The sequence below is a fragment of the Opitutus sp. sgz309028 genome, assembly GCF_059821195.1.
This window is the reverse complement of record NZ_JCAMRR010000002.1, coordinates 1,052,995-1,079,906: the sequence shown is the minus strand read 5'-3', so window position 1 is coordinate 1,079,906 and position 26,912 is coordinate 1,052,995. Positions and strand designations below refer to the sequence as shown.

The window sequence follows — 26,912 nt, the reverse complement described above, 5'->3', positions numbered from 1 at the left end:
TCCGCCCACCCTACCGTGGTCCTGAAGCGCGAAGGGACGGACGCGGGGTCAGCACGACCCCCGCCGCTACGACCGGCTACAGCGCGATCTTGATGCCTTTGCGGAGATACGTCGGGACGTCGAGATCCTGCCCGTCGAAAAGATTCCGGTCGGTTTTCTCGAAATGCCCGCGGCTCTCCACTTCGCCGAAACCGAACTCGTTCTGGTCGATCTTCTCCGCCGCGGCCGCGGCCGCCTGCTCCAGCGTCAGCTCGCCGGTCGGCTTGGCCGCCTGCGCGGTCCCGTTTACGGCCGAGGCCGCACCCGCCGCCGGAGCCTCGACCCGGCCCGCTCCGGCGCGCAGCCGCTGCACCGCGGTCGGCCGGCGCGGGAGCACGCCCCGCCCGCCCATGTCGCTCGTGCCGATGATGCAGACCTCGACGCGGTTCTGCATCTGCTCGTCGATCACCGCGCCCATGATGATGTGCGACTCGCGTCCGAACTGCTCGGTGATGCCGCTCATCAGTTCGTTCACTTTCGGCAGCGTCAGGTCGGTGCCGCCGACGATGTTGACGAGCAGACGGTCCGCCTTCCGCGAAAACTCCGGCGTGTGCAGCAGCGGGCAGAGCTTCAGGCTCGCCACCGCCTCGGCCACGGCGTTCTCGCCCGTGCCTTCGCCCAGGCCGAAGAGCGTCTTGCCGCCGCGCAACGCAAACACCTGCCGCAGGCCCGCAAAGTCCAGGTTGATCAGGCCGGTCTTGAAAAGCATCGACCAGATCGAGCGCACGCCGCGGCCGATCCACTCGTCGGCCCGCGCAAACGAATCCAGCACGGTTTCGTTCTCCGCCGACTCCTGCATCAGGACGTCGTTGGGCAACGGTATCACCGCATCGCATACCCGCCGCAGCGCGGTGAGCCCCTCTTCCGCCTGCTTCAACCGGCGCCCGCCTTCGAAGCTGAACGGCATGGTGGCAAACGCGATCACGAGCGCGCCCTGCTCCGCCGCGATCTCCGCGACCACCGGACCCGCGCCGCTGCCCGTGCCGCCGCCTTCGCCGACAATCAGGAACACGAGGTCGCAGTCCTTCACGACGTTGGTGATTTTTTCCCGATCCGCCTCCGCCGCCTCGCGGCCGAGTTCCGGATCGCCGCCCGCGCCCAGCCCGCGCGTGACGTTCATGCCAATCAAGACCTTTTCCTGCACCGGCGAGCTGGCGAGCGCCTGGTAATCGGTGTTCACGACCGCGAGTTGCAACCGCTCGAGGTTTTCCATCTTGAGGCGGTCGACGGCATTGGAGCCGGCGCCGCCCACGCCGACCAGCTTGATGGCGATGTTGCGGTCCGTCAGGAGCGCGTGTTCGAGGGGAAGTTCGTTGAGATTCATCGTGTAGGGGTTTCTCGGTTACGCGCTCGCAAACAGTCGCTTCACGCCCGAAAGGAAACCTCCGCCGCGCCGCTGCTGCGCGAGCCGCTCCGTCTGTGCGCTCACGCCGTAATACAGCACGCCCAGCGCCGTGTTGTAGCCGGGATCGCGCAGATTCTCCACGACCCACGAAGGCGATTCGCCGAGATGCGCCGGCACGCCGAACACCTTGGCCGCCGCCTCCGCGATTCCGGGCAGCTTCGCCGTGCCGCCGGTCAGGACCACGCCCGCCGCGCACGTTTCCGGCGAGAACGCGTTGCCCAGCTTCTTGCGCACGACTTCGAGCAGTTCCCACGTGCGGGCCGCGGTGATCTGCTCGATCGCGTGCCGCGAGAACTGGCGGTCGCCGATGGCGAAGTTTCCGTCCAGCCAGACTTTCTCCGTCTTGTCCTTCGCCAAAACCGTCGCGCGACCGAAACGCAGCTTCAGCTTCTCCGCCTGCCCTTCGGTCAGCCGCAGGCCGATGCTCAAATCGTTCGTCAGGTGCGTCCCGCCAACCGGCACCACGCCCGTCGTGTGGGGCACGCCGTCGCGGTAAAGCACGAAATCCGTCGTGCCCGCGCCGATGTCGATCGCGAGCACGCCGTGCTGGCGTTCCTCGGGCGTGGTGATCATGTGACCCGACGCAAGGCTCGACAGGACGAGTTCGCGGACCTCGAGGTTGAAGCCGCGGATCACGTGAATGTTGTCCGCCAACCGCTGCTCCTGGCCGTGCACCGTCCAGTAGCCCACCTCGAGGCGCTGCCCAACGAGGTTCTCCGGCGAGGTCGGCACGATGCGGCCGTCGACCCGAAACGGCCGCCGGATGTGATGCACCACCATGCGGCCCTGCGGCAGCTCCTTCGAACGCGCGAGATCGCACACGGTGCGGATGTCGTCGCGGTCGATCATGTTGTCCGCCGCCTTCACGTTCACCGCCGTTTCATTGTAGAAGCCCTCGAGATGTCCGCCGGTCTGGGCGAGAAACACGAGTTCGATCCGCTCGCCGGCATCGCGTTCGGCCTGCTCGAGCGCGCTGTGCGTCGACTCGCTGGCGGCCTTGTAGTCGACGACGTTGCCTTTGATGATGCCGCGCGAGGAACACTCGCCGTGGCCGATGATGGCCAGTTCGCGGCCGGTGTATTCGCCAACGAGGACGGTGATCTTGGACGTGCCGATTTCGACGGCGCCGATGAAAGTGGTGCGGGAGCTCACAGTTTCGAATTTCGCTGTAGTTGAGGGAAAGGAGAAGGTGTCGCGGCGGGACGGACGGGCCGGCTGTTCCGTTTCGGATTCGCCGGCATCGCCTCCGGGACGAGCGTCGGATCCTCGAACGCCACCGGCACCTGTGCGCCGATCGCCAGGTTCACCTCGCGCAACGGCTTGTCGGTTTTCGCGCGCGCCGCATCGAGCAGCGAATCCAGCCGGGCGAGTTGGCGGAAAAAATCCTCGTGCGTCCCGAAGCGGATGCGAGCCACCCCCGCCGCCTGAACTTCGATTTCGTTATCCGACGCGAGCCGGGCCAGCGACACGACCTGCCAATCCCGATACAGGTGCTCGGCCTCGAGCTTCGCCTTCGCGAGCAGATCCGACACCGTCTCCATCCCGGCCACCGGCGCGAACGTATCGTCGCGCCGCACGAGCTTGATGCCCGCCAGCCACGGCAAGGTCGCGATCATCTCGCCGTCGAAACCAACGCCTTCGAACACCACGCCCTCGCGCGAGACCAGCAGCACGTGCGGCTCCTCGCGGTCCAGCTGCGCCATCACGCGTGCCACGGGCGAGTATTCGGACAAACTCACGGTCAGCGTGGACGGAAAATTCCGCGTGAGCGTCGCCGAGCGCACCTGTTTCGTCTGCAGCAGCCGCGCCTGCAATTGATAGAGGTCGAGCTGCATCAACGTGACGTTGCGCGGCAGCGCGAGCGTTCGCACCAGCCAGTCCTTGTCGAGCACGCCATCGGTGATCAATTCGACCGCCCGCACCGGCACGGCCTCCGCCGCTTTCGCGAGCGCCGGTGTGTCGCCGCGAAACAAGGCCGCGATCTGAAAACCCGACCAGGCCAGGCCGGCCACCAGCGCCACCGCGAACGCCGTCTTCATTCCGCTCCACACGACCCGGCGACGGCCTTCCGGCGACATCGCGCGCGGCTTTACCTGTTGGGGGATGTCTCTCCAACTGCGCGCGTTTGGGACGTTGCTTTCGTTTCGACTCACGGATGGGTGGGCACCTGTCCCGCACGAAAACGCTCCACCGCGGGTGCAACCATCTCCCTGACCAGTCGTGTAAAGTCGAATCCCTCGCAGCGAGCACTCATCGGCAGCAGGCTCGTTTCCTTCATGCCGGGGAGCGTGTTTATTTCCAGCAAATAAAGCTCCTCATTTGCTCCGATCATGAAGTCGACCCGCGCATAATCCCGGCACCCGCACGCGGCGAAACAGATCTCCGCGAAACGCCGCACTTTCGCCGTCATTTCCGGCGCAAGCGGCGCAGGTGCGAAATAGTCCGTCCGTCCTTTGGTGTATTTGCTTTCGTAGTCATAGACGCCCGACTTCGGCCGGATCTCCACCACGCCAAGCGCGCGTCCGCCCAACACGCCCACCGCCAGCTCGCGGCCAAACACCCGCTGCTCGATCATCCAGTTCCCGTGCGTCGCCGCCGCGAGCGCCGACTCGAGTTCCGCCCGGCTCGCAACGATCCGCAGCCCCACGCTACTCCCCTGGTCGTTCGGTTTGACGACCACGTTCGCCCCGAATTCGGCCAGCACCTCCTCGGCGGTTGGCTTGACCTCCGCCGCAAATACGATCCCCGGGATCACGGGCACCCCGCGGGCCGCACAGGCGTTTTTCGTCGCCGCCTTGTCCATGGCCAGCGCGCTGCCCGCCGCATCGCAGCCCGCGTAATGCACACCCGCCGCATCCAGCAACCGCTGCATTCCGCCGTCTTCGCCAAATGTCCCGTGCAGCGTCGAAAACACCACATGCCGGCGCGGATCGAGTCCTTCCGGCAACTCATCGCGATCGATCTGAAAGAGCTGCGTCGGAAACGTCCGCGCCAGCGCGATCGCACACGCGAGCCCCGAACCCAGCGACACCTCGCGCTCCGCCGACGTCCCGCCGCGAAACACCGCTACAACCGGAGAGTTCATAAAAAACCTGTTTTCAACCGCCGCTCTGGGCTCTGGGCTCTGGGCTCTGGGCTCTGGGCTCCGCGCCCTGGGCTCTCAGCCCACTCACAACACATCCTTCCATTTTTTCCCGAACAGCAGCACCTCCGGCTCCAGTTCGACGCCTTTCGCCTCGCGCACGCGCGCCCGCACGCGTCGCACCAATTCCAATACATCCGCGCCGGTCGCATGTCCGCGGTTCACGATGAAGTTCGCGTGCACCGGCGACACCTCCGCGTCGCCCACGCGTTCGCCCTTCAATCCGCTTTCGTCGATCAGACGCCCCGCCGAATTGCCGGGCGGATTCTTGAAAATGCAGCCCGCGCTCGGTTCGCGCGGCTGCGATTCCTGCCGCTTCCGGCGGTAGACGTCGATCTGCCGGTTCACCGCCTGCATGTCGACCTGCGCGATCGGACGCAGCAGCGCGCCCACCGCGATCGCCTGCTGCAGCTCCGCGCAATGCCGATACTGCACGTGCATCTCAGCCCGCGGGAGTCGTTTCACGTCGCCTTCGAGCGTGACGACTTCGACCTCCTCGACGACGTCGAACATCCATCCGCCCATCGCGCCCGCATTCATCCGCAGCGCGCCGCCGACACTCCCCGGAATTCCCTCCAAAAACTCGAAACCGGTCAGCCCGGCCTTCGCCGCCAGTCCGCAGAGATTCTTCAAGCGCAACCCCGCGCCCACCCAAACCCGGCCGCGCTCGCGCAACTCGAATTTCGCCCACGCTTCGCCCGCGAGCGAAACCACCAGCGCATTCACGCCTTCGTCCGGCACGATCAGATTGGAGCCGCGACCCAGCGTCAGGATCTCGACGTTCGCCGCCCACGCCTCGCGCAGCGCCAGCTGCAGGTCCTGGACGTTCGCCGGTTCGAGAAACACCCGCGCCGTGCCGCCCACGCGAATCGTGGTCTTCGTTCCCAGCGGTTCGTCGCGGCGAATCCTCGTATCCGGGCTGAGCCTCGCCCGCAGCGTCCCGGCAAATTGATTCCAGTTTTCGTCCGTCATTGCGCGTGTCTCCAGCGTTCAAGCCAGGTCCGGGCCTTGCGATCAATATCGCCGGCACCCACAAACGCGATCGAGTCGCCCGACCGCAGCTCGCGTGCCAGTTTCTCCCACAGCGCATCTTCATTCGCGCCCTCGTAGGCCACCGGCAATTCCGGCGACCGCCGCCGCAGCGCCGCCGCCACCGCGTTCGTCGTGCCGCCCGCCACCGGCGCCTCACCCGCGGAGTAAACCTCCAGCAGGTAAACGCTGTCAGCCAGCGCGAGCGCGGCCGCAAACTCGTCCCGAAATTGCGCGGTGCGGCTGAACCGGTGCGGCTGGAAAACGGCCAGCAGCCGCCCGCCGCCCGCCCGTCGTTTCCGCAGGCTCTCGAGCAGCGCACGAATCTCCGCCGGATGATGCGCGTAGTCTTCGATCATCGTCACGCCGCGCGCCGTATTCAGAATCGCCTGACGCCGGCGCACCCCGGGATAATGGGCGAGCGAAGCCGGCAGCGGCGTCGCGCCCATCAGCTGTGCCGCCGCCAGCGCCGCGGTGGCGTTGAGGGCGTTGAAATTTCCCGCGGCGCGCACGACCGCCGTTCGGATCGCGAAGCGGCCGCCCAGGTGCAGCGTCAGCCCGTCCGTCGTCTCGTCCGCCATTTCCCCATCGAAATCGCCGCCTCGGCCAAAGGTTTGCCGGGTTCGCGTCCCCGCCACTCGCGCGCTCATCTCGCAGGACGCATTCAGCAACCGCGCTTCCGTCGTTCGATCGAACAACGCCGCAAACGCCCGCTCCAGGTCGGCGAGCTGCGGATAATGATCCGGATGATCCCAGTCGAGATTCACGCACACCGTGATCGCCGGCGCGAAGCGTCCGATCGTCCCGTCACTTTCGTCGATCTCCGCCACCACCCAGTCGTTTTCCCCCTTCTCCGCGGGCGGCGTGTCGTTCGCAAACAGGCCTCCCAGCACGTAACCCGCCGGAAATCCCGCCGCTCGCAACGCGGTGATCAGCATCGCGGTGGTCGTCGTTTTCCCGTGCGACCCGCAGACCGCCACCAGTTTCCGCCCCCGCACGATTTCCGCGAGCATCTCGCCGCGGCGCACTACCGGCAGCCCGCGCGCCGCCGCCGCCACGTGCGCCGGATGCTGCGCCGCAATGGCCGAGGAATGCACCACCAGTTCGCCGTCGTCGGGAATCGGCCGCACCTGCACACCGCCGTCGCGGAGCTGCCGCGCCATCTCCTCCGTCAGCGCGTCATCCTCGCCGGTGACCCGAAATCCGCACCGGCTCAGATAAATGGCGAGCGGGCCCACGCCCATGCCGCCGACGCCGACGCAATGGATGCGGCTCACCTCCCGCCCGAAGATCCGCGGCAAAACCGTCGTGCTCATCGGTCATGTCGCCGTTTGCGTCGGCTCCGTCGTGGACCGTCGGCCGGCCGTCACGCCTGCGATCTGTTCCAGATCGTGCAGCATCACTTCCAGTGAGTTCGCCCGGTCCATCCGCCGCAGGTTGGCGCGGAACTTCCGCAACAACTCGTCGTTGAAAATCAAATCGAGCACTTCGGTCCGAAGTCCGCTCACTGCCTCCTGTCCGACCACGATGCCGCCGCCCTGGCGTTCGAAAAACGCGGCATTCGCGCGCTGATGATCGTCCGCCGCCTGTGGATACGGCACCAGGACCGCCGGCGTCTCGCACCGCACCAGTTCCGCGATCGTGCCCGCACCCGCGCGCGAGACGACCAGATCGGCCGCCGACAGCAGCTCGGCGATCCGGTCGCAGAACATCATGAAATACGCGCGCACCGGCGAGCCGGCGCTGGTCTGCAGCTCGACCACGCCGTCCCGGCCTTTGTCGAGACCCGTGACGCAGCAGACCTGAATGCCCTCCGCGGCCAGTCTCCGGAACTCCCGCCGCACCCAGTCGTTCAGCACCGTCGCGCCCTGGCTCCCGCCGAGCACGACCAGCAGGCGTTGATTCGCATCGAACCCCAGCGCCCGCCGCGCGTCGGCCTGAGCCACGCGTTCGATCTCGCGCCGCACCGGCAAACCCACGTGCTGGATCGCTCCGGGTCTGGCGGCGTCGAGGGACACGCCCGGCGGCAGATACACCCGCTGCGCATAGCGCCCAAGCAGCCGGATCGCCCGCCCCGGCACGCGGTTCGCCTCGTGCAGCGCCACCGGCACCCGCTGGAGACGCGCGGCCACCACGATGCCCGTCGACGTGAAGCCGCCGAACCCGATCACCGCCTCCGGCCGCTTCTGCCGCACCAGGCGCAGGCAGAACCACAGCCCGCGCACCTGCGACACCACGCAACGCAACAGCTTCACCGGATTGAGCGAAAAGCCCGTCCCCGGCACGCGCACGAATTTGAATTGTGGATACTTCTCGATCAGCCGCGCGTCCACGCGCTTCTGGCTGATCAGCAGCTCGACCGCATGGCCGCGCGCCGTCAGCCCCTCCGCCAGCGCAATGCCCGGCGACAGATGCCCGCCCGTCCCGCCGCAGGAGATGATGAAGGTGCTCATGCCAAAACTTCCTCCATGGCGCGCCCGCGTCCGGCCAGCTTCGCGCGGCCCCAGGTGCGCTGCGAATTCACGATCACGCCGAGCAGCAGGCCCATCAGCAGCAGGTTCGACAATCCCGCGCTGATGAACGGCAGCGACATGCCCTTGGTCGGAAACACGCCAGTGACGACGCCCACGTTGACGATCGCCTGCAGGCAGATCAGCAGGATGCATCCCGTCACCAGCAGGAACTGGAAAAGATTCGGCGCCCGCCGGACGTGGACGATGCCCGCGACGAAGATGATCAGGAACAGCGTCACCACGCCGAGCGTGAAGGGCAGCCCCAGTTCTTCACCCACGATCGAGAAGATGAAATCCGTGTGCGCCTCCGGCAGGTAGTTCAATTGCTGCCGCCCCTGCCCAAGTCCCGCCCCTTCAACGCCGCCCGCGGCAAACGCCGCGAGGCCCTGCCGCAAGTGATACGATTTTTCCTCACTGAGAAACTCCGTCATCCGTCGCAGGCGGTTCGGGTTGTTCACCACCGCCACGGCGAACAACGCCACCGCGGCGAGCACCGTCGGCAGCACGTAGCGCCATTTCGCTCCGGCGAGGAACAACAGCACCAGCCCCACCACCAGCGTCAGCGCCGCCGTGCCGAAATCCGGCTCCAAAATAATCAGCCCCGCAAAGAGACCCACAATCCCGAGCGGATAAAGGAACCCTCGCTTCCACTCGCCAATCTGCGTCTGGTGCAGCGCCAGATAGTGCGCGAGGCAGAACACCATGCCGAGTTTCGCGAACTCCGAGACCTGCAAACGGGCGGGGCCGATCCCCAGCCAGCGACGGCTGCCCTTCACCGAGATCCCGATCTGCGGGATGAGCACCAGCAGCAGCGCGAGCACGAGCAACCCGCCAATCCACCACGCGTGCTCGCGCAGATAATCGAGATTGATCCGGCTCGTGATGAAACACAGCACCCCCGCCGCCAGGACGCCTGCGATCTGCTTGTTGAGATAGAAATACGGCCCCTGTTTGAACGACGCGCTCGCACTGAACAGAATCGTCAATCCGAGAAACGTCAGTCCGAGCGCGCACAGCACGATGATCGTCGCCGGGTTGATCACCGAGCGCGAACCGGCCGTTTCGGCGGACTTGGAGCGCGAACGCGAGGACATCAGGAAAGGCAGGAACGCCGCCGGCAAGCCCGCCCGCCCGCGCAACCTCGGCGCGGATGAGCGGTGCTCCACGGCATCGTCGGCAACGTTGTCAGCTTACTGGTCGTCGACCTTGATGACCGGAGGCTCCGCCGCCGGTTGCTCGGAAGAGGACGCGCTGTCGATCGGCGGGATCACAAGGGTCGGGACCTCCGTGGCGGGCGCCGGGGTCGGCTCCGGCGTTTGCACCGGCGCAGCTGTGGCCGGCGCGGGCTCGCTCTTCGCCGCCCGATTCGCGGCCGGCGCGCGCCAGCCCGGAATCGTCAACTCCATGCCCGGACGAATCTTCGCCGGATCCGCAATGTTGTTGGCCGTGGCGATGTCGCCGACGCGCACCTGGTATTTGCGCGCGATGCCGCCGAGCGTCTCGCCGGGTTTCACGACATGCCGCACCGCCTCACCGCTGCTACGCGCCGGCGCCGGTGCCGAGGGCTTCGGGGCGGACGTATCCACGACGCTCGCACTCGTCGACGGCATCTTGGCGGGGATAATGAGCTTCTGTCCGATGCGCACCACCGCACCGGCCTTGATGTTGTTCGCCGCCGCCAGTTCGGCGACGGAGAGGTGATGCTTGCGCGCGATCGTCCACAGGCTGTCGCCGCTCACGACCGTGTAGGTGGAGGCGGGCACGACGTCCGTCACGGGTTGCCGTTCGAGGGCGTTGGCCACCGGGGTGTTCGGCCGCGTGGGCGAGAAACGCACCACCGGCGCGCCTTCGTCGCCCGTCACGGCGGCGACCGAAATTGGCGCCGGTTCCGAGGCCGCGGCGACGGGTGCCGCACTCACGCCGCCGTCCGCAATGACGGTTTCCGAGGGAGGCGGCGGCTTGTTGGCGGAACTGCAGCCCGGATTGACGAAAATCAACATCAGCGCGAGCGCGTGAACGCCCAAAACCACGCCGAAGATTTTGAGAACTTTCATGGGAGGAATAGTTGGGAGGTTGCCGTGGCGAATGCTATCTAAAATTGGGTGCCGGACTCAATTCTCCGACCAGCTTTTCAAACTGCTCGCCGCGATCGGCGTAGCTCCGGAACATGTCGAAACTCGCGAAGCCCGGACTCAACAGCACGTTGTCGCCCGGCAAGGCCAGATCCGCCGCCCGCCGCACCGCCGCCGCGAGCGTGGCGCAGACCGTGTGGGCCACGCGAAACGCCGAGCAGTGAAACGCCAGCTCCGCTCCCGTTTCGCCGATCAGCAGCGCGTGCTTCACCCGCGGAGCGACGCGGTGGACGAAACCCGCCAGGTCGCCGCCCTTCGCCTTCCCGCCGGCAATCAAAATCACCGGAGCCGGGAAACGCGCGAGCGCCGCCTCCACCGCGTGGAAATTCGTCGCCTTGGAATCGTTCCAAAAAGCGACGCCGCCCCGCTCCGCCACCCGCGCCAGCCGGTGCCGGCCGACCGTGAACGTTCGCGCCGCCGCATACAGCATCTCTTCCGGCAGCCCCGTCGCGCGCCACCACGCCGCCGCCAGCAGGAAATTCTCGCGTTGCGGCTGATGTTCGAACGGCGTTCCCGCCAGCCGCGGGTCCGCCGTCGTCGTTTCCGTATCCACGACGCGGATGCCTCCAAGCGGACGCCCGTATTTCTCGGCGAAGCGAGCCACCGACGAACCGATCAGCACCCCGCCCGCGTGGGTGTGCGCCACGAGATTCCATTTTGCCCCGAAGTAGGCTTCGAGACTCGGATGCCGCTCCAGATGATCCTCCGCAAAGTTGGTCCACAGCGTCGCGCCGGCCCGGAAGCGTTTCAGGGTCTCGGCCTGAAAGGAACTGACCTCGCACACCGCGATCGTCTCCGGGGTGCCGCCTTCCAGCGCGGCGACAAGCTGCGCAAACGCATGCCCGATGTTGCCCGTCGCGTGCGCGTGCCGCCCGGTCGCCTTCAACGCGTGGGTCAGAAATTCCGTCAGCGTGGTCTTCCCGTTCGTCCCGGTCACGGCGACGATCGAACCGCGCCAGAGGCTCGCGGAAAAATCCAGCTCGCCCATGCACTCCGCGCCCGCCTCACGCGCCAGCGCCACCCACGGATGCTCGGGCGCGAATCCGGGGGAAAAGATGACGAGCCGGTGCGCCTTGGCGGCTTTCGCCGAAAAGGGCGTTCCCTTGTCGTCGTAGATCACGCTGCCCGCCCCGAGCGACGCGAGCAACGCCGTCACCCCGACGCCGCTCACGCCCGCCCCGAAAATGGCGACCGGCTGCGTCAGCAACGCGCGAATGGAATCTGAGAGCACCAGCGCCATGTCACCGCAGTTTCAGTGTCGCCAGGCCCGCCAGCGCGCAGCCGAGCGAAAGCACCCAGAACCGGAGCACGACCTTCGTCTCCGGCCAGCCCTTCTTCTGGAAATGATGATGGATCGGCGCCATCAGGAAAACCCGCCGGCCCTCGCCGAAACGGCGCTTGGTGTATTTGAACCACCCGATCTGGATCACCACGGACAACAGCTCCGCCACAAAGACGCCGCCCACGATCACAAGCGTGAACGGCTGGTGTATCATGAAAGCCATGACGCCGATCAGCCCGCCGAGCGCGAGCGATCCGGTGTCGCCCATGAACACCTCCGCCGGGTGCGAGTTATACCAGAGGAACGCCATGCAGCCGCCGATCAACGCGCCGCAGATCACCGTCAGCTCACCGGTGCCGGGCACGTGGCTCATCAGCAGGTATTCCGAGAGGATCACGTTGCCCGCCGCATATGCCATGATGCCGAAGACCAGCGCGACCGAGATCGTGCAACCCACGGCGAGACCGTCGAGGCCGTCGGTGAAGTTGATCGCGTTGCTGAAGCCGACGATCCACAGGTAAATCAGCACGAGCAGCACCGCCCAATGCATGTGCGGAATCACCGCCTGTTTCACGAACGGCACCCACAGCTCGCGGATTTTCTCGGAGCTCGCGGGATGCCACAGCAGCAAGCCGAGCGCGACGACGGTCGCCAGCGACTGCCAGCCGATCTTCTCCCACGACGAGATGCCGTCGCGATTCTTGTGCACGACTTTGAGGTAATCGTCGCGCCAGCCCGGCACGGTCAGCGCCGCGTAAACGAACAGCGCCACGAACACCCACACGTTCGGCGTCGCCCACAGGACGGAGCTGACGAACACGGACAGAAAGATGATCAGTCCGCCCATCGTCGGCGTGTGCTTCTTGTCGAAATACGTCGCGCCGAGCGCGCCCGTGCGGTCGTCGATGTAGCCGTGCCCGAACTTCAGCTCGCGAAACTTCGCGATGAGTCGCGGCGCGATGATGAACCCGATCACCAGCGCCGTGATCGCCGCGAGCAAGGTGCGGACGGTGATATAGCGCAACAGGCGCAACGGCCCAAAATACGATTCGTAATCTGCGAGGTAGCTCAGCATCAGGTTCGCTCCAAAATCTTCTCCAGCGCGTAACGCCGGCTGCCTTTGACGAAGACCGCTCCACGCCACGCTTCAAACCGCGGCTGCAGGTCTTCCACCCGTTCGACGACTAGGATGCTTTCCCCACGCGCGCCGTTCTCCAGGGCACCCGCGCGCACCGCCGTCGCATGGTCGCCGATCGCCGCCACCAGATCCTGCTCGCGCAGCCGCAGCGACCGTCCGAGCGCGCGATGATAATTCGCCGCGTCCGGCCCGAGCTCCTCCATCCCGCCAAGCACGAAAAAACGCGGCTCCTCCGCCGGCACAAGCGCGTCGAACGCCTCCAACGCATCCGCCATCGAGGCCGGATTGGCGTTGTAGCAATCGAGATACAGCAGCCGCCCGTTCACCCGCCGCACTTCGCCGCGGAGCTTCGCCGGCTGCCAGCCTTCGATCCGCCGCTGGATGTCCTCCGCTTTCACGCCGAGCCACAGTGCCGCGCAGATCGCGAGCGCCGCATTTTGCGCCATGCCCTCCGACACGCGCCGGAACGTGAACACGAGCGGCGGCGGCGCGCCGTAGGCGAGCGCGACCGCGGTCGACGCGTCGCGGTGCGTGACGGTGAAATACACGCGATCCCGCGGCGGCGTCGCGGGACGAATCCCGTCCGCGCGCTCCACGATCATCTTGCGCACGTCGAGTTCGCGAAACGCCGCGAACTCCTCGCACTGCCGCGGAAAAATCGCCAGCCCCGCGGGCCGAACCGCCGCCGGCAGCACGGCCTTTTCGCGCGCCACGCCGTCCAACCCGCCCAACTCCTCGGTGTGCGCCGGCGCGACCAGCGTGATCAACGCCACGTCGGGTTCGATCATTTCCGCGAGCGGCGCCATCTCGCCCGGCGCGCCGATCCCCGCCTCTATCACCGCGAACCGATGCACCGCCGGATCGATCCGCGTCAACGTCAACGGCACCCCCAGATGATTGTTCAAGTTCCCCTCCGTCGCCAGCACGGCTCCAATCAGAGTGTCATATAATGTATGACACTCTTCCGGGGCTCGCGGCGCGGAGGAATCGTCGGCGAGCAGGCGCGCGAGGAGGTTTTTCGTCGAGGTTTTGCCGGCGCTGCCGGAGATGCCGACGACTTTGCCGGCGAAATTCCGCCGGTGCTCGCGCGCGATCGTTTGAAAGGCCCGCAGCGGATCGGCGACGACGAGTTGCGGCAGCGGGCTGTCGGACACGACGCGCGACACGAGCGCCGCGCTCGCGCCGGCGGACTGCGCGCCGGCGAGGAAATCGTGGCCGTCGCGTTTGCCGGTCTTGATCGCGACAAACATCTCGCCCGCGCGAATCTGCCGGCTGTCGATCGCAAAGCCGGAAAGCGACACGACCGGCTGCGCCGTCCAGCGGCCGCCGGTCCATGCCGCGAGTTGATCTGGAGAAAAATTCGGCACGTGGAGAAAGTGGAAAAGCGCGCGGGCGCGCGCGTTCAATGCCTCATCCGCTCTTCAGCGTCTTGATCCCGATCAGTTCGCGCACGACCTGGCGGTCGTCGAACGGGATCACGGTGTCGGCAAATTCCTGGTAGCTTTCGTGGCCCTTGCCCGCGACGAGCAGGCAGTCGCCCGCCTTCAGCGTGTCGAGCGCGAGGCTGATCGCACGACGACGGTCCTCCACCCACGCGATTTTCGCCGGCGCGACGACGCCGGTCTTCATGTCGTCGAAGATCTGCGTGAGCGCCTCGGAGCGCGGATTGTCGGCGGTCGCAAACGCAAAGTCGGCGAACTCCTGCACCGCCTTGACCATGAGCGGGCGTTTCGAACGGTCGCGATTGCCGCCGCAGCCGAAGACGACGAGCAGCCGGCCCGGCGTGATCGCCCGCAGCATCGCGAGCGCGTTGCGCAGGGCATCGTCCGTGTGCGCGTAGTCGACGAGCACGTTGAACGGCTGGCCTTCGTCGATCCGCTCCATGCGGCCGGCCACGCCCTTGAACGCGCGTAGTTTCGCCAAAAATACAAACGGATCGCGGCCGAGCCCGTAGGCGGTCGCGATCGCCGCCAGCAGGTTGCTGACATTGTAGCGGCCGATCAGCGGCGACTCGAGGTCCATCGTGCCGCCAGGCCAGACGAGGCGCAGCGTCGTGTTGGTAAGGTTGAGCGTCACGTTTTCCGCGCGGACGTCCGCCTGCGGATTCTCGCCGAACGTCACGAGCTTCGGCACGCGCCCGTCGGCCGCGACCTGGTCGGCGAGCTGCCGGCCGTAAGGGTCGTCGAGATTCACGACGGCGACCTTCGGCGGCGCGCCGGTGCCGCCGTTGAAGAGGCGGGTCTTGACCGAGAAATACGCGTCGAGGGTCTTGTGATAATCGAGGTGATCCCGTGTCAGGTTCGTGAATACGGCGGCGCCGAACTGCAGCCCGAGCACGCGCTGCTGGTCGATGCCATGCGAGCTCACCTCCATCACCGCCTGGCGGCAGCCGGCGTCGCGCATCTGCGCCATCATGCCGAAAATATCCAGCGCCTCGGGCGTGGTGCGGAACGACGGCACCGTGCGTGCGCCGAGATCGTAATTGATCGTGCCGATGAGGCCGACGCGCTGGTCGCCGTTGAGCAGGTGCTTGATCAGGTGCGTGACGGTGGTCTTGCCGTTCGTGCCGGTGACGCCGATCACGGTCATGTCGCGATCGGGAAACTTGTAGTAACGCTGCGCCACGCGCGCGAGCGTGGCGCGCGCATCGGCGACCTGGATGAACGTCACCTTCGCGGGCGGCAGCGCGGGCATCTTCTGCGTCACGATCGCGACGGCCCCGCGATTGACGGCCTCGTCGATGAACGACGCGCCGTCGGCGCGCAGCCCCGGCAACGCGAAGAACAGCGTGCCCGGCACGACGCGGCGGCTGTCGATCACGAGACCGGAGATCGGTCGCTCGAGACTGCCTTTGACCGCGAGAATTTCACCCTCGTTGAAGTAGTCGGAGAGCTTCGGTGCCATTTTAAAGACGCGGTTGCGAACCAGGTTTTCCCGACGCGTGCGGCGCGCCGCGGGGCGCGGGGCAAACGCGTGGATCAACGGATAATTTTGCGATAGATAACCAATCACCTGCGGTTTCCTCCCATGACCAGATTGCCGCCCGTCGCCGGCGAGTAGACGGGCTTGATGTCGAGATACTGGATAAGTTGTTCACCGAGGTGCTTGAACGACGGGGCGGCGACCGACGAACCATACGCCGTGCCTCCGGCGACGCTTGCGTCAGCATCATCCACAATCACCGAGATCGCAACCTGCGGCCGGCTCGCGGGAAAGAAGCCGACGAAGGACGCGACGTGGTGCCGGTTCGAATAGCGGCCATCGACGATCTTCTGCGTCGTGCCGGTTTTGCCGGCCACCTCGTAGTTCAGAATCGCGGCGTCCTTGCCCGTGCCCTCGACCGTGACGCTCTGCAACAACTGGCACATCGTGCGCGCGGTCTGCTCGGTGATCACGCGCCGCTTCGAAATCGTGCCGTAGCGATAAACCACCTCGCCGTTCGCGTCACGCACCTGACGGATCACCTGCGGGCGCAGCAGCAGGCCGCCGCTGGCGACCACGCTCATCGCCATGTGCATCTGCAGCGGCGTGGCCGCGATCGCGTGACCCATCGGCATGCGGGTGATGGTGAGGCCGTCCCACTTTTCCGGAGGCGCGAGATCGCCGCGGATTTCGCCGCCGACCGGGAAGCCCGACAGCTCGCCGAAACCGAACGCCCGCGCATAGTCGTAGAACTTCTGCTCGCCCATCAGCATCGCGAGCTGCGCGGCGCCGCGGTTGCTGGATTTCGAGATGATTTGCGCCACCGTCAGCGGCTCGTGGAAACGGTGGTCCTCGGCGGGGAGGCCGCGGACGCGGCCCTTGTATTCGATGCTCGTGAGACTGCAGTCGAAGCGCGACGCCGGCGTGACGAGCCCCTCGTTGAGCGCGGCCGAGGCGGCGACGATCTTGAAGGTGGAACCCGGCTCGTATTGGTCGGCAACGGCGATGTTGCGCATCACCGCCTGCTGATCGCGCGGCACGCGGTTGTAACTGTTCAGATCGAACGTCGGATAATTGCCGAGCCCGAGGATGAAACCTGTCTGCGGATCGCTGACGATGATCGTCGCCTTCTTCGGTTTGAATTTCTGGCCGATGTAATCGAGCTCCTCGTCGACCATGTGCTGCACCGCGGCGTCGATCGATAACACTACCGAATAACCGTCCGCCGCCGGCACCTCCCGGGTGCGAAACTGGGCGACTTCACGCCCCTTGCCGTCGCGCTCGCCTTCCCGCCAGCCATCGCGGCCGCGCAGATAGAAATCGGCGTAAGCTTCGATGCCCGCCGCCGCCGAGCCCTCCTTGTTCACATAGCCGACGACGTGTGCGGCGAGGGTTTTGTGAGGATACGCGCGACGGTAGACGCGATTGCCATAAACGCCCTTGATGCCGAGCGCCTGGATCTTGGCGTAAGTCGATTCGGTCACGGACTCGCTCAACTTCGCCCAGCGAATCGCCCGCTCGCCGTTCTCATCCACCGCTTCGTCCAGCTCGGTGTCGTCGGATTTCTGGTTCGCCGCTTGCGTCGCGTCCGGCGCCGGTGTCGGCGAGAAAATCGTCAGCTTGGAAGCGTCCTCATTTTCGGCGGCGCTGTCTGCCCGGCGCGTCTTCGTGGTGAAAATCCGCGCGAGCTGGCCGTAGGGCACCTCGATGAGTTGTGCGAGCTCGGGCCATTTCGCCTCGTCCTCCTTGCGCAGCACCTGCGGATCGACGCCGAGCACGATGAGCGAGCGGCTCGTCGCGAGGATGTTGCCCCGCGCATCGAGGATGTCGCCACGCCGCGCCGTTTCCGGAATGATCTGCCGACGGGCCCGCTCGATGCTGCCGATCAGATCCTCGCGATCGATGACATGCAGGAACACCAGTCGCACGCCGAGCGCGCCAAAGCAGGCGATCACGCCCGCGGCGAGCAACACGATCCGGTAGCTGGAAGCGAAACCCTTCGACATCGGATCAACGCTGATAAGCCACCGGTAGCGAGACCGTGGCGGGACCGTCACCAAAGAGACCGCGGTTGCGCTTGGCCGCGAGGCGCAGCACCGGATCGGCGCCGACATGCACGATCTGCGTCTGGCTCGGCGGCACGAGGCCGAGGCGCCACTCCGCGTTGCGACGCAGCAGCACGCTCGCGTCGCGCTCCGTCTCCGCCGCAGTCGTGGCCTCGGCGAGATGACGCTCGACCTCGGCGATGCGGGCGTCGAGGACGCGGTTGGCGTTGGCGGTAATGGAAATCTGGTGACGCATCCAGACGGCGCCCAGACCGATCGAGCCGCTGAAGCCGATCATGACGAGCGTGTAGACGAGGAGCTGGTTGACGAAGCCGTGGGAGGCGGAGGTGTTCATCGCGGGGGCGAGGTTCGCGGGTTGAACTCAGAGTTTGCGGAGGGCGCGCAGCTTCGCGGAACGGCTGCGGGGGTTGGCGGCAATCTCGGGATCGCCGGGCGTGAGCGGGCGCCGCGTCAGCGGCTCGGCCAGCTTCACGCGAAAATCCTGGGGCGTCGCATCGTCGGCACTCTCCGGCTGGCCGCACATGCGACGGAAAAACTGCTTCACCGGCCGGTCTTCCAACGAGTGGAAGCTGATCACGCACAGCACGCCGCCGGCCGCCAGCTTGGCGAATGCCGCCGGCAGTGCGCGCTCGATCGCGCCGATCTCGTCGTTCACCGCGATCCGGATGCCTTGGAAAGTGCGCGTCGCGGGATGGATCTTCGACGCGTGACGATCGCGGGCCGGGATCGCCTCGGCCACGAGGGCGGCGAGCGAAGCCGTGCGACTCAGCGCCCCCGTGCCGCGCGCGGCGACGATCGCGCGCACCACGCGGCGCCAGTGCTGCTCCTCGCCGAACTCGCGCACCGCGCGCACGAGCATCTCCTCGGTCGCGGTTTCGAGCCAGCGGCTCGCCGGCACGCCCGCGCGCGGATCCATGCGCATGTCCGCCGGCGCGTCGGTGCGAAACGAGAAGCCGCGTTCCGCGTCGTCAAGTTGAAACGACGACACGCCGAGATCGAAGAGGATGCCGTTGAAATCCTGCGACGGCAGCTCCGCGAGCCGCCCGAAATCGCGGTCGATGAGCGCGAAGCGTTCGCCGAATTCCGCGCGCAAGGCTTCCGCGCGTTCCTGCGCCGCCGGGTCGCGATCGAGCGCAACGACGTGGGTCGCGGGCGCCGCTTCCAGGATGGCGCGCGTGTGGCCGCCGCCGCCGAACGTGCAGTCGAGGTAACGTCCACCGGCGGCCGGCGAAAGCAGCTCCAGCACCTCGCGGAGCAACACGGGTTGATGACCAGGCGTCATGGCGGCAACGCTCGGTTCAGCGGGAGCGACGCTCATCGGCCGAGCTCCTCGCATCGGATTTTTTGCTGACGACGCGCAGCACCAGGCTGTCGCGCACGCGCGGACTCGCCGTCGCGGCCCCGGCGGCGGGCGCAGGCTTCGCGGGCTCGGCGAACGCGCGCACGAGCGTGAACGCCACGCGCGAACGCGGAGTCTTGGCGGGAACGAAATGACCGGCGCGAGCCATGCGTCAGATGCCCATGCGGCGCATGAGATCGCCGAAGTTTTCGCCCGCCGTGCGCGCTTCGACCTGCGCCCAACGCGACGGCGAATAGATGTTGAATTTCGTCAGCGAGCCGACGAGCACCGCCTCCTTCTCGAGGCCGGCGTGCTTGAGCAGTTTTTCCTCGAGGCCGATACGCCCCGACTTGTCGAACCAGAACTGCTGCGTCTGCGCGAAGAACCGCGCCGCGAAATCCTGGCCGCCGCCATCGCTCAACGCGACCTGCGCAATCTTCGCGCGCAATTTCTCCACCTCTTCAGGCGGCAGAATGGCGATGTAGCCGTCCGGGTGTGGCGTCGCGAGAAATACGTCCTCTTCACCGTGCGCATAGCGCCACGACGACGGGATCGTAAGCCGACCCTTGTCGTCGAGGTTGTGCCTGAAAAGGCCGGTGTAGAGCGCTTTGCCAGATGGAGCCATGGATTGGGGCCCGCCAAGTGCCCCACAGTGCCCCATTTCGTCCCATTTCCACCCCCACCGGTCAAGCATAGACCCCGCCCAAAATGGGATTTCTTATTCACAACCGGCAGTTTCGACGCCTCGTGGTCAAGCGCTAGGCGCTTGCACCATCCCGACCACATTTCAGGGGCACTCTGACTGCGGCCAACCCGCCTGCCATGTCCGCGTGACCAGCTGACCGCACCGGTCCGTAGACCGCTGCCGTAGTGTCTTCAGCACTCCCGCGGCGCGTCGCTGGACGGCCCGAGGTGCGCGGGCGACGACGAGTCAGCCGATTCGACGCCCATCGACGTGCATCCGATCGAACGAACTCCTCCCGCTGCGTTTGCGTGTAGATTCGCGCCGACAGGTCACACGCCGCCGGCCGAGAGTTTATTCAACTACACAACGTCCCGTCGTTTCCGTCGCGGATGCAGGCGCGTTCATACGCTCGGTTTAAATAAAGGGGAAACCGAGGCTACGTTCGTTGGCTAAACGTCGCCTCGCCTGCCTTTGGCTCACTCGCCGGTCCCGGCCTCGCGCTTCGCCGCTTCGCGGCGTTTGTGCTCCGCATACATGCGACTGAAACTGTCCCGAGTGTCGCTGGCATAATGGTCCAGCTCGTCCGTCTCGCCACGTTGCGCCGCTGCTTCCGAGGGACTGGCTTCGCGCGCCCCCTGACCCGCGAATCGCGCCTCCGGCGACTGATCGCGACTGTCCTGGCCTCCGAAATTCCCCTGCTGCAGCTGCGCACCGCGCTGCTCTCCGGACTGCTCCTGTTCGCGCGCCGCATCGTAATCGCGGCCCGTGCTCTGGTGCGAACCGCCTTGATCGTCATGACCGCCTCCCCCGCCGTCGCGCCGACTTTCCCGCACCGATTCCGATTCCGGCGGTTTTCGGTATCCACGTTTCGATGACGCGCCGGTCCGGATAAAATGTTCGTCATCCACGTCGCGCCTGGGATCGGAGGAACCCGACCGCTCGGCGCCGTGGGTGGAGGAAGGAAATGGCTTCGACATGCGACCTTGGACAGCGGCGGATTTTCCCATGATCCCGCGGCATGGTCCCATCGCTCCATCCGACAATTTCCGACCTCTCAACTGGAGCCTACAACCGGTTCCCGGCCGGGGCGGAATCGGGCGACGCGCATCGCGCAGGGTAAAATTGCCGAATGCCGCATGCGTAAGTCCCCGGATGGCGGGCGGATCGATCTGCGTCTAGATTGCGTGCAACCTCCTACCCCTCATGCCTACTGCCAATGCCAAACGCAGGGCGCGTCGCGATGCGCGCGCCGGAAAAAAGCCGTCAACCCAAGCCGGAGAATTTGTGCGTGAAGAAATGCGCGAATACAAACGCGGGAAAGGGACCGCACGCTCGCGCAAGCAGGCCGTGGCGATCGGCCTCTCTGAAGCGCGCCGTGCCGGCGTAAAACTCGGCACGCCGAAAAAGGGAAAAGCCGCCCCCGCCACCCGCCGCAAGGCGAAGCAGGACAGCGCCGCGGGCAGCCGGAAAACCAAGCCGAAAGCCACCCGCTCCCCCGCCAAATCGTCGCGCGCGTCTTCGCCGCGGAAATCCACCCGCAAGCCCGCAACCCGGCGCGCGACGCGACGCTGAGCGATTTTCCGCCCGCCCGCGACGGTCGCGTTCCCGTTCTGGACCCCCGCCCCAAACCTCGCTCCACGCCGTTGCAGCGGCTGCAAGTGCTCCTGTGGGGCACGCTCGTCGGCTTCTTTGGCGACAAGGTTCCGCGACTCGGGGCCGCGCTCGCCTTCTACACGACCGTGGCGGTATCGCCGCTCCTGGTGCTCGCGATCGCGGTGGCGAAAATTTTCTTCAAGGATGAAACCGCCCGCCAGCATGTCCTCGGCGAAATCGAACAGCTGGTTGGCACCAGCGCGAGTCAGGCGCTTGCGGCCGTGGATCCGGCGCTGCCCGGCGAGGACGCGACCTCGGTGGCCGCGTGGGTGGGCATCGGCACGCTGATGCTCGGCGGACTGGCGGTGTTCATTCACCTTCAGGATGCGTTGAACACGATCTGGCGCGCGCCGCCCGTCACGGGCGAAACCTGGCGGGAAACACTCAAACGCCGGGTGTTCTCGTTCGGCGCGGTGATCGCCACGGGATTCATCATGCTCGTGTCGCTGACCCTCAGCGCCGCGTTGACCTGGATGGGCGAGAATGCCCGCGGCTGGACCGAATGGCCGCCGGGAGTCTGGGAGGTGCTGAACTTCGCGCTGTCGTTCGGCGTGATCACGTATCTGTTCGCGATTCTGTTCAAACTGCTCCCCGACGTTTATGTGCGGTGGCGCGACGTCTGGACCGGCGCGGCGGTGACGGCGCTGCTGTTCGTCGGCGGAAAAACACTCCTGGCGCTCTACCTCGCACGGACGACGGTGACCTCCGCCTACGGCGCGGCGGGCTCGGCGATCGTGCTCCTGCTCTGGTGCTACTACGCGGCGCAAATCCTGTTTTTCGGCGCGGAGTTCACCCGCGTGCACGCCGAGACCAATGGCGGGCGCCATCCGCTCGGCGGTCGCAGTCTTTCGGATACAGGCAAGCCGGAGGAAGCCGCCGAGGATCAGCCGGACTCCCCGCGTGCGCCATCGATCAACGTGCCCAAGAAACCGGAGGCCTCATCGTAGAGCGCGCAGCCGCACCGCGCGCAGGCGGCTTTCGCTCCAGTCGTCCTGGCCGGATTTCACTTCGAGCGCGTGCTCCCCGGATGCGCGGATCTCGATCTCGCCCAAACGTTGCCACGTCAACGCGGCGCCCGCGCTCGGCTCGGCCCGCGTCGTAACCGTTTCCTGGTCGACCGTGACGGAGAGCGCGCCGCCGCTGCGGCTCGACATCTCCGCCTCGATCGCAAACCGACCCGCTGCAATCGTCCGGAATTCCCAGTGCAACATCGTGCCGCCCCGGTTCCAGTCGCCGATCACCGCCTGCTCGCCCACACCGAACAGCTGCGCGTTTCCGTCGTAGGCGTTGACGATCGCCGCGAGATTCGCCGGCAGCAACACGACGCCGTTCGCATCCGGCGCAGGCAACGGCTGATCGACCACTGGTGACGTGGCAAACTCGAGCTTGAGCACGGACGCCACGGGATCGGGTGCTTCGTCCGGCACGTGCACGACCGCGCCCTCGTTTGTCATTTCGACGTCGAGCGGGCGCGCGGCCCGATCGCCGACGACGATCGCGCGAGCCACCGGACTCTTCAGGCCCGGCACGAACAGTCGTCCCTCCGCCGGCCAATCAAAAACGTGCAGGTAGATCGTGTTACCTTTCGTCGTGCTGCGTCCCCACGGGAGGCGTCGAAACAGGCTCGCGCTCGTTCCGTAAATGGCCTCGCCGTGCGCGCGCACCCAGCGACCCGACTCGCGAAGCCGCTCGACGCTCGGCGCTGGAATCTCGCCTTGCGCGTCGGGGCCGACGTTGAGGAGGAAGTTCCCGCCCTTGCTCGCGATGTCGATCAGCTTGCGGGTGATGTCGGCGGCGGGCTTCCAATGCTGGTCGTGCGCCTTGTAGCCCCAGGTTTCATTCATCGTCATGCAGACCTCGAAAAGCCGATTTTCGAAGCCAGTTGCGGGGATGAATTGCTCCGGGGTTTCCGTGTCGCCGGAAAAGGCATTCGGCACGCGCGGATTCAGCAGGCGATTATTCGTGATCAGATGCGGCTGCAGTTTCAGCAACTCCGCCATGCGCGCAGCACGCGCGGGGGTCATGCCGACCGGCGAATCCCACCAGAGAATCGAAATGTGACCATAGTTCGTCAGCAGTTCGCGAACCTGCGGCGCGGCGATGCGATCGAGATAGTCGTCGAAGTCGCCGTCCTGCGCGGGATCCCAGTGTCCGCCCGCCGGATCGCCGCCGGCCATCGGCTGTCCCGGAGTGCGCGCCGCGCCGCCGGGATGATGCCAGTCCTGCGCCTGCGAATAATAAAAGCCAAGTCGCAGTCCGTGGCGCGCGCAGGCCTCCGCGAGTTCCTGGAGTGGATCGCGTTGAAAGGGCGTCGCGTCGACGATGTTGAAGGACGACGCGCGGCTGTGAAACATCGCGAAGCCCTCGTGATGTTTCGTCGTGATCACGATGTATTTCATGCCCGCGTCCTTCGCGAGACGCACCCACGCATCCGCATCGAACTTCACGGGGTTAAACTCCTCCGCATAGCTCGCGTATTCCTTCACGGGAATTTTCGCGTTGAACATGATCCACTCGCCGAGCCCGTTGCCATGAGAACCGCGATCGATGCGCTCGCCGCGATACGACCCGGCCGGCACGGCATAAAGACCCCAGTGGATGAACATCCCGTAACGCGCCTCCGCGAACCACGCGGTGCGCGCCTCCTCGGTCCGCGCGGAAGGCGACGGGGAACCGACCGCTCGCGAGGGTGCGGGCAGGAAGCACAGGATTGCGCCGACGATGCAGGCGACAACCTGTGACCGGGAAATCGAAGATGGCATGGGCGAAAGCGGGAGAACGGATCCGGCTGAAACGGTTAAGGGAGGAACGATCCCCGTTCAAACAAAGGGCTGCACTCCACGAGCGCAGCCCTGATTCGCGGGGGAATTTGGTCCCGCGGTTTAGAACTCGATGCCGGTCGACAGCATCAATTGGCGACGATCGCCGTAGCCGGCGAAGTTCACGTCGGTCGCCACGATGTAGGACTTGTCGAAGGCGTTGCGGAGATTCGCGCGCAGCACGACACGGGTTTTGCGGCCGGGCTTGAAGTTGTAGCCGGCGAGGAAATCGAACGTCGCGTAGCTCGGAAACGTTTCCTGGCGTTCGGCGATGTTGTCGTTGTTGGTGTCGATGTAGCCCGCGAAGTTTTTGCCGCGGTAGTTGAAGCCACCGCCGACAAAGAGCCCTTTCATCGGCCCGGACGTGAAGGTGTAGCGCGTGAAGAGCGAGCCGGTGTATTTCGTCACGCCCGGCATGCTCTTGCCGGCGGGATAGCCGAACTGGGGAAGATTGGTCGTGATCTTCGGGTCCGCATAGCCGAAGCCGGCGCGCACCGTCCACTCCGGCGTGGGATTCGCGACGAATTCCAGTTCGTAACCCTTCGCTTCCATCGAACCGGCGACCGCCCGCGCCGGCGTGGCGGTGCCAAATTCCGCAATCAGCAACGGGGCCGGCACGGCCAGCGCGGCGTTCTTTTGCGACAGGTCAAAGTAGGTAAACGACGCCGAGAAGCGATTGTCCTCGGTGAGGGCCTTGAATCCAAATTCGAAACTCTCGCCCGTCGTCGCCGGCATGATGTTCAGATCGAGATCGAAGCGATTGACGTTGGGCCAGAGCGAGGTGCCGTAATTCGCGGTGGCGTTGAGCCACGGCGTCACGGCGTAGACGACGCCAAAGGATTTCGACCAGATCTTCACGTGGTCGAAACTGTAGGCCCCCTCCCCGCGCACGTCGTTGTTGTCGAACGTCAGGGCAAGGTTGTCGTTGAACATGTCGTCGTAGCGCAGGCCGAGCAGCGTCTTGAGACGTCCCGTCCTGCCCCAATCCGACGAAAGCATCGCGAAACCGGCTTTCACTTCCTTGCCGATGACGAAGCCGCCCGTGGGGCGCTCATAGAGACCGTTGCCGATAAGCTGCTGAGGAAATCGCAGGCCTCCGTTCGTGATCACGGTGTAAGGCAGACGATCATTCACAGCTTGACCGAAGATGGCGCCGCGTGCCATGCCGGTCGGGTTGCGATAGAGCCACGACGTGGTCTGCTCGATCGGGTAATCGTTCGGCTCGTAGCTGCCGCCAAACGTGAGCAGGTGCTGGCCGCCAACTTCGGGCAGCTGCAACGCCGCTTGCAGGCGGTAGAAGCGGAAACGTTCGTCCAGACCGACGAACTGCCAGTTTTGCATGAACACCGGCGTGCCCGTCGTGTAACCCGGCGTGATCTGATAGCCTTTGATCGAGCTCGCGGCGACATTCGAGGTGGCGACATTGGCGCCTTTCATCTGCGGACCCCAGCGTTGATTGCGGTTACGCATCGACTCGCTGATCGTGAAATTGACGTTCAGGCGATTGTCGAAAAGCGCCGTGGTGAACGCCGCCGTGTAGAAGAAGTAGTCGAGATTGCTGATCGCGTCGGGGCCTTGGACACTTTGCGCGTAATCCTGCGGCAGGAGACCGACGGCGGCCGCGGTCGATTGTGCACTCGCGTTGGCTTGGAGAGTGAGGATCCCGGTGAACGGCGTGCGGTGATCATTGCCGTGCTCGCCGGAGAAGCGGAACGACGTCGTCGGAGTGATCTGCCACAGATAATCGGCGTAGAGGCCCCGGCGCTCGAGATCCGCGAAGGCCCGCGAATTATCCTGCTCGTGAAAAAGACCTGCCACGCGCAAGGCCTGATTCTTTCCGAGGGCGAGATTGCTGTCGAACGTGGCGCGTTTCATGTCCTCGCTGCCGCCCGTGAGTTCGACGTAGGTGCGATTCTGCCCCAGGCGCGCGAGCTTGGTAATCGTGTTCACCACGCCGCCCGTATCCTGCTGGCCATAGATCACGCTCGCCGGTCCCCGCACGACTTCGATGCGTTCCGTCATGTAACTGTCCGTCGGCGTGACGCGCGTGAGGAAGTTCACGAAGAACGAGCGCGAGGTCAGGCCGCGAATCGTGAAATTCGTGTCGGCATTCGCGATCTGGAAATTGATGTTCGTCGAATACTGGACCGCTTGCGCGAAATCCAGGGCGCCGACGTCGCGCATCAACTCCTCGTTCAGGATGCCGATGCTCTGCGGAAGATCCTTAAGGGGACGATTGATGTATCCGACCGAAGTCGTGTTGGTGGCCTGGTAACCGATGTCGCGGGAACTATCCACGACGAAGGTGGGGAGCTTGACGGTTTTGTCGTCCTCCGTCGGAGGGAGCGACGTCTGGGCCAGGGCCGTGGCCGAAAAGGTCGCCAAGGCGAGGGCAATCCATCTGCACTGACACGCGGCAGGCGGACGCACGGAAAGATTCACAGCGGAGTGAAGCATGGGGGCGCGAGGTGTGTGGGTTGGGGTGAGTTTGCGCAAACGCGCGCTGAACACGGGCGCACCTTTCCGATCCGGGCGACCGCACACAACGGTATGTTTACTAAAACTGTTAAGTTGCCCGGAACTTTCCCGCTAGATCCGTCGCAAACCCTCGTTTCGATCGAAACGACGGCCGCGATTTTTTCCAACGGGAAGACGCGCTGCGAGAACCCGCGCCCCCTGCGCTTAACTGATTCAACCGGACGTGCGTTGACGCCGTCTCGCCGATCGCTTGCGTCCAGGCCAGCGGCG

General features: G+C 65.7%; 23 protein-coding genes. 2 read left to right on the top strand and 21 right to left on the bottom strand.

The window, feature by feature from the left end; translation table 11 throughout:
* Window positions 1-76: 76 nt before the first annotated feature.
* From ftsZ to AC6RV7_RS10130, 19 genes are all read right to left on the bottom strand, one after another.
* Window positions 77-1,363, bottom strand: coding sequence for a cell division protein FtsZ (ftsZ, locus tag AC6RV7_RS10220; RefSeq protein WP_500093870.1), 1,287 nt, complete (start codon window positions 1,361-1,363; stop codon window positions 77-79).
* Between the two features lie 18 nt (window positions 1,364-1,381).
* Window positions 1,382-2,596 carry a cell division protein FtsA gene (gene ftsA / locus AC6RV7_RS10215; RefSeq protein WP_500093869.1) on the bottom strand — a complete coding sequence of 405 codons (1,215 nt, stop codon included), beginning with the start codon at window positions 2,594-2,596 and terminating at the stop codon, window positions 1,382-1,384.
* Entirely contained in the window at window positions 2,593-3,522 is a 930-nt protein-coding gene (locus AC6RV7_RS10210) for a cell division protein FtsQ/DivIB (protein ID WP_500093868.1), read from the bottom strand. The genes ftsA and AC6RV7_RS10210 overlap by 4 nt, the downstream gene beginning before the upstream one ends.
* Window positions 3,523-3,593: 71 nt before the next feature.
* On the bottom strand, window positions 3,594-4,529 hold the full coding sequence (locus tag AC6RV7_RS10205; protein WP_500093867.1) for a D-alanine--D-alanine ligase family protein: 936 nt from the start codon (window positions 4,527-4,529) through the stop codon (window positions 3,594-3,596).
* An 84-nt stretch (window positions 4,530-4,613) separates the two neighbouring features.
* Entirely contained in the window at window positions 4,614-5,558 is a 945-nt protein-coding gene (gene murB / locus AC6RV7_RS10200; RefSeq protein ID WP_500093866.1) for a UDP-N-acetylmuramate dehydrogenase, read from the bottom strand.
* Window positions 5,555-6,931, bottom strand: a complete 1,377-nt coding sequence (locus AC6RV7_RS10195) for a UDP-N-acetylmuramate--L-alanine ligase (RefSeq protein WP_500093865.1) — start codon at window positions 6,929-6,931, stop codon at window positions 5,555-5,557. The genes murB and AC6RV7_RS10195 overlap by 4 nt, the downstream gene beginning before the upstream one ends.
* A gap of 3 nt (window positions 6,932-6,934) precedes the next feature.
* Window positions 6,935-8,068, bottom strand: a complete 1,134-nt coding sequence (locus AC6RV7_RS10190; protein ID WP_500093864.1) for a UDP-N-acetylglucosamine--N-acetylmuramyl-(pentapeptide) pyrophosphoryl-undecaprenol N-acetylglucosamine transferase — start codon at window positions 8,066-8,068, stop codon at window positions 6,935-6,937.
* Window positions 8,065-9,222: an FtsW/RodA/SpoVE family cell cycle protein gene (locus AC6RV7_RS10185; RefSeq protein ID WP_500093863.1), complete on the bottom strand. Its 1,158-nt coding sequence runs from the start codon at window positions 9,220-9,222 to the stop codon at window positions 8,065-8,067. The genes AC6RV7_RS10190 and AC6RV7_RS10185 overlap by 4 nt, the downstream gene beginning before the upstream one ends.
* A gap of 96 nt (window positions 9,223-9,318) precedes the next feature.
* Window positions 9,319-10,182 carry a LysM peptidoglycan-binding domain-containing protein gene (locus AC6RV7_RS10180; protein ID WP_500093862.1) on the bottom strand — a complete coding sequence of 288 codons (864 nt, stop codon included), beginning with the start codon at window positions 10,180-10,182 and terminating at the stop codon, window positions 9,319-9,321.
* Between the two features lie 34 nt (window positions 10,183-10,216).
* Window positions 10,217-11,500: a UDP-N-acetylmuramoyl-L-alanine--D-glutamate ligase gene (gene murD / locus AC6RV7_RS10175; protein ID WP_500093861.1), complete on the bottom strand. Its 1,284-nt coding sequence runs from the start codon at window positions 11,498-11,500 to the stop codon at window positions 10,217-10,219.
* Between the two features lies 1 nt (window position 11,501).
* Window positions 11,502-12,617, bottom strand: a complete 1,116-nt coding sequence (gene mraY / locus AC6RV7_RS10170) for a phospho-N-acetylmuramoyl-pentapeptide-transferase (protein ID WP_500093860.1) — start codon at window positions 12,615-12,617, stop codon at window positions 11,502-11,504.
* Entirely contained in the window at window positions 12,617-14,047 is a 1,431-nt protein-coding gene (locus AC6RV7_RS10165) for a UDP-N-acetylmuramoyl-tripeptide--D-alanyl-D-alanine ligase (protein WP_500093859.1), read from the bottom strand. Before AC6RV7_RS10165 ends, mraY begins: the two co-directional genes overlap by 1 nt.
* Window positions 14,048-14,090: 43 nt before the next feature.
* Window positions 14,091-15,584: a UDP-N-acetylmuramoyl-L-alanyl-D-glutamate--2,6-diaminopimelate ligase gene (locus AC6RV7_RS10160; protein WP_500093858.1), complete on the bottom strand. Its 1,494-nt coding sequence runs from the start codon at window positions 15,582-15,584 to the stop codon at window positions 14,091-14,093.
* 104 nt (window positions 15,585-15,688) lie between these two features.
* Window positions 15,689-17,608, bottom strand: coding sequence for a peptidoglycan D,D-transpeptidase FtsI family protein (locus AC6RV7_RS10155; RefSeq protein WP_500093857.1), 1,920 nt, complete (start codon window positions 17,606-17,608; stop codon window positions 15,689-15,691).
* Window positions 17,609-17,612: 4 nt separating this feature from the next.
* Complete coding sequence (locus tag AC6RV7_RS10150; RefSeq protein ID WP_500093856.1) at window positions 17,613-18,002, bottom strand: hypothetical protein; 390 nt, start codon at window positions 18,000-18,002, stop codon at window positions 17,613-17,615.
* Between the two features lie 27 nt (window positions 18,003-18,029).
* Entirely contained in the window at window positions 18,030-18,950 is a 921-nt protein-coding gene (gene rsmH, locus AC6RV7_RS10145; RefSeq protein ID WP_500093855.1) for a 16S rRNA (cytosine(1402)-N(4))-methyltransferase RsmH, read from the bottom strand.
* 16 nt (window positions 18,951-18,966) lie between these two features.
* Entirely contained in the window at window positions 18,967-19,176 is a 210-nt protein-coding gene (locus AC6RV7_RS10140; protein ID WP_500093854.1) for a hypothetical protein, read from the bottom strand.
* A gap of 3 nt (window positions 19,177-19,179) precedes the next feature.
* Entirely contained in the window at window positions 19,180-19,632 is a 453-nt protein-coding gene (locus AC6RV7_RS10135) for a division/cell wall cluster transcriptional repressor MraZ (protein WP_500093853.1), read from the bottom strand.
* 536 nt (window positions 19,633-20,168) lie between these two features.
* A complete protein-coding gene (locus AC6RV7_RS10130) occupies window positions 20,169-20,669 on the bottom strand; it encodes a hypothetical protein (RefSeq protein WP_500093852.1) in 501 nt (166 codons plus the stop codon).
* 226 nt (window positions 20,670-20,895) lie between these two features.
* Here AC6RV7_RS10130 and AC6RV7_RS10125 point away from each other — a divergent pair, with 226 nt between their 5' ends.
* Both AC6RV7_RS10125 and AC6RV7_RS10120 read left to right on the top strand, forming a co-directional pair.
* Entirely contained in the window at window positions 20,896-21,264 is a 369-nt protein-coding gene (locus AC6RV7_RS10125) for a DUF6496 domain-containing protein (protein WP_500093851.1), read from the top strand.
* A 71-nt stretch (window positions 21,265-21,335) separates the two neighbouring features.
* A complete protein-coding gene (locus AC6RV7_RS10120; protein ID WP_500093850.1) occupies window positions 21,336-22,292 on the top strand; it encodes a YihY/virulence factor BrkB family protein in 957 nt (318 codons plus the stop codon).
* On the opposite strand, the gene AC6RV7_RS10115 is transcribed toward AC6RV7_RS10120, so the two are convergent.
* On the bottom strand, window positions 22,284-24,107 hold the full coding sequence (locus tag AC6RV7_RS10115; RefSeq protein WP_500093849.1) for an alpha-L-fucosidase: 1,824 nt from the start codon (window positions 24,105-24,107) through the stop codon (window positions 22,284-22,286). The genes AC6RV7_RS10120 and AC6RV7_RS10115 overlap by 9 nt on opposite strands.
* A gap of 120 nt (window positions 24,108-24,227) precedes the next feature.
* A complete protein-coding gene (locus AC6RV7_RS10110) occupies window positions 24,228-26,621 on the bottom strand; it encodes a TonB-dependent siderophore receptor (RefSeq protein ID WP_500093848.1) in 2,394 nt (797 codons plus the stop codon).
* Window positions 26,622-26,912: the final 291 nt, after the last annotated feature.